General features: G+C 60.6%; 2 protein-coding genes and 1 pseudogene. All 3 read right to left on the minus strand.

Going from position 1 to position 2,174, the window contains the following annotated elements:
* Positions 1-1,486, minus strand: a pseudogene (gene tnpC / locus AADEFJLK_RS21420) (IS66 family transposase); the annotation flags it as partial.
* Positions 1,487-1,583: 97 nt separating this feature from the next.
* Complete coding sequence (gene tnpB / locus AADEFJLK_RS21425) at positions 1,584-1,802, minus strand: IS66 family insertion sequence element accessory protein TnpB (RefSeq protein ID WP_249028110.1); 219 nt, start codon at positions 1,800-1,802, stop codon at positions 1,584-1,586.
* Positions 1,803-1,869: 67 nt separating this feature from the next.
* On the minus strand, positions 1,870-2,174 hold a 305-nt coding region (locus AADEFJLK_RS21430), incomplete at its 5' end, for a transposase domain-containing protein (protein WP_146054699.1).

Here is a 2,174-nt window from a genome sequence, read left to right on the forward strand (position 1 = left end):
GCGGCGGCACGTTGCCCGGCACGTTCGGAGCCGGCAAACAGCCAATTTTTCTTGCCCAACGCAATGGGCCGGATGCAGTTTTCCACGGGGTTGTTGTCAATCGGCAGATGTCCGGTTTCCGCATAACGGATCAGGGCGGGCCACCGTTTTAAGGTGTAATCCAAGGCTTTGGCGGAACCGCCGCCGGGGGCGGTGACGGTACGGGTTTTCAGGAGCCAGTCATGGAAGGCGCGCAGTTGGGGCTGGCTTTTTTCCGCCCGCAGTTGTTGGCGCGCCTCAATACCCAAGGCTTTGCCTTCCGCTTCGACGGCATAAAGCACGCTGATGCGTTGTAATGCTTCCCATGCCATGGGGCTCTTGTGCCCCTGAGGGTATTGGTTGGCTTGGTGCAAGTCGAAGAACTTTCGCCGCGCATGGGCCAGGCAGGCCAGCTCGGTGCAGGTGCCGGTGTCCGTGAACAGGGCTTTGTAACCGGCATAGCCGTCGACCATCAGGTGGCCTTTCCACGCGCCCAAAAACTGGCGGGCATGTTCGCCGCCCCGGCCTTTCCGGTAGTCGAAGACGATCAGCCGCGGCCCAGGCTGTAAATCGTTGCTGCGGTATGCCCAGAGATAGGCTTTGCGGGTCTTGCCGCTGCCGGGGTCAAGCTGCGCCACGGGGGTTTCGTCGGCATGTAAGGCGCCGCCCTGCAACAGGTGCCATTTCAGCCGCTCCGCCAACGGCTGCAACGCGACGCCGACACGCCCGACCCAATCGGCCAGGGTTGACCGGGACAGGATGACCTTGTCGCGGGCGGCGATTTGTTCGAGGCGGTACAGCGGCAGGTGGTCTTGGTATTTGCTGACCATCACCCAGGCCAACAGGCCGGCCGCCGCCATTCCCCCGTCGATCACGGCAGGCGGGATCGGGGCGGCGGTGACGGTTTCGCAAGCGCGGCAGGCATATTGGGGACGGATATGCCGGCGGACAAAGAATTTGGCGGGCTCGACATCCAGTTGTTCGGTGACATCCTCGCCGATTTTGACCAGGTTTTTGCCGCAATGCCCGCAAGTGCAGGATGCCGGCTCATGGAGGTGGTCGACACGGGGCAGATGGTCGGGTAAGGGTTGGCGTCCGGCGCGGGGGCGTTTGGGTTTCGCCACTGTGCCGCAGGGCCGGCCATCCTGAAGCTGTTCGGCCTCCGCTTCGATGGCGGCAAGGTCAGTGTCCAAGGTTTCCTCGAACACGTCGCGTTGCAGCGGCGGCAAGGTTTCGCTTTTGGCGCCGAAGCGGATACGCCGGATATGGGCGAGTTCGTGGGCAGGGCTTCGATTTTGAGGTCTTTGGCCTGGATGGCAGCGTCTTTGGCTTGGATTTGCGCGTCTTTGAGATGCAGCAGCTCCGCATCATGTACAGTTTGCTCAAGCAACGCCCGGATCATGCCCGCCACTTGGCTTTTGGCAGCGGGGTCGAGGTCTAAACTGTCGAGTTCGGCGAGTGGGTTCATAGGCCATATTATACCTAAAAAAACGCCTGTATGCCTTGTCAATAGGGGGTTTTACCCAAATATCTGGTGGTGTTTTTGGACACGGGAACCAGCCTGTTCAGGCTTGCCAATGTGCGGCGGGAACCGCCGACAAACGTTGCCAATCGACCCCGGCCACCAGCCAGTGCCATTGCGCCCCGGTGACCTGGAAAACCGTGTCGCCCGCCGCCGGCCAGACGAAACCGCCCCGGTGCAAACGGCGCTGGCACAACCAAACGCCGTTGCCGTCCCACAGCAACAGCTTCAGTCGGTTGCCCGCCCGGTTGCGGATACCCACACGACACGAACGCGGAGCCCGCGCACGGCGTATGCCCCAACGCCTGCTGGACGGTAAGCGCGTGTCCCTACCACGTTGCCTTTTCAGGTAAATTTTGTTTAATCGCCGTTATTTGTTCGGATGTCAAAGGCAACAATTCATCAATGCGGCTATTCGGCCACATGGGCAGTTTTTCTAATGTTTCTTTCAGCCATGCCGCCGGGTTTAGGCCATTAAGCTTGGCCGTACCCAGTAAGGTTTGGATTGCGGCGGCACGTTGCCCGGCACGTTCGGAGCCGGCAAACAGCCAATTTTTCTTGCCCAACGCAATGGGCCGGATGCAGTTTTCCACGGGGTTGTTGTCAATCGGCAGATGTCCGGTTTCCGCATAAC

Origin of the sequence: Methylovulum psychrotolerans (assembly GCF_002923755.1) — a bacterium.
Classification (GTDB): domain Bacteria; phylum Pseudomonadota; class Gammaproteobacteria; order Methylococcales; family Methylomonadaceae; genus Methylovulum; species Methylovulum psychrotolerans.